The following is a 1,047-nucleotide window of genomic DNA, read 5'->3' on the forward strand; positions in this document are numbered from 1 at the left end:
GCCACCTGTCGCACGCCTCCGAAGGCCTCGGCCATTTGGCGCAGGGCAATCAAGAGTTCGCCCTGTTCGCCATCCTCAAGAATGCTGTTCAGCAGCTCGACCGCGTAGGCGGGGTCGTTGCGGAACACTTCGGCCATAGCCGTGTCGTGTGCTCGATCTTTCATCGTTCAATCTCCTGTCCGTTGCTGCCAATCACGCCAATAGGCGCAGGCCCGGTCAATGTCGGCGTTCTGCTTGCGCTTGTCGCCGCCGCAGAGCAGCAGCACGACGGTCAAGCCAGCCTTGGCGTAATAAACGCGGTAGCCCGGCCCTACGTCGATGCGCAGCTCCCACACGCCTTCACGCAGGGGCTTGTGATCGCCGAAGTTGCCAAGCTCCAAGCGCATGATGCGCCGGTCGATGGCGATTCGCGCTTTGGTATCGCGCACCTGATCGCGCCACTCGGCGAAGTGGTCGCGTCCGTTGGGGTCGAGGTAGTGCCGTATCTGCTGCATGTCTGATATTGTCGTTTATAAACGATAACCTGTCAAGAGGCAACCGTCACAATTTCGGATAATCTTTTATCCGCATGTTGACCGGGTGGTTATCTGCTTTGGTGCATCTTCCGCCTGCGGCCGGGCGCAAACCTATGCGGATAGCATATTATCATCTATACCGATAAGGGAACATCCGCACAAAGGATAGAAGATCATCCGTATGCGGATACTTATTTATCATGCTTTAGCGTGATAGCTTTCTATCGGTATGCGGATAGTTTTGCGTCATCATGTGCAGATAGTGCGTTTATCGGCATATGCTGCTGCTACGATAGCTGTATGCGGATAGATTTTTATCTGAAATGTGATGCTTGTTTTTTATCCGCCTGCGGATAGTGTGCTATCATTACTGCGGATAAAGAGATATCCGCACCATACGGAAAGGGGGCTACCATGCAGATACGTGAACAGGGCCGCAAAATTCAGTGCATCCGCACCGTGTACGACAAGGCCATTGGCCGGGGTAGGCAGACGGTCATTGCCACACTGGCCCGCTATACGACCGAAATGC

The 1,047-nt window shown here is 54.4% G+C and carries 1 protein-coding gene; it reads right to left on the reverse strand.

Annotated elements, in window-relative coordinates; translation table 11 throughout:
- Window positions 1-167: 167 nt before the first annotated feature.
- On the reverse strand, window positions 168-494 hold the full coding sequence (locus HMPREF2886_RS02260) for a type II toxin-antitoxin system RelE/ParE family toxin (RefSeq protein WP_004167231.1): 327 nt from the start codon (window positions 492-494) through the stop codon (window positions 168-170).
- Window positions 495-1,047 lie beyond the last annotated feature (553 nt).

Origin of the sequence: Pseudomonas sp. HMSC066A08 (assembly GCF_001813025.1) — a bacterium.
Classification (GTDB): domain Bacteria; phylum Pseudomonadota; class Gammaproteobacteria; order Pseudomonadales; family Pseudomonadaceae; genus Pseudomonas; species Pseudomonas aeruginosa.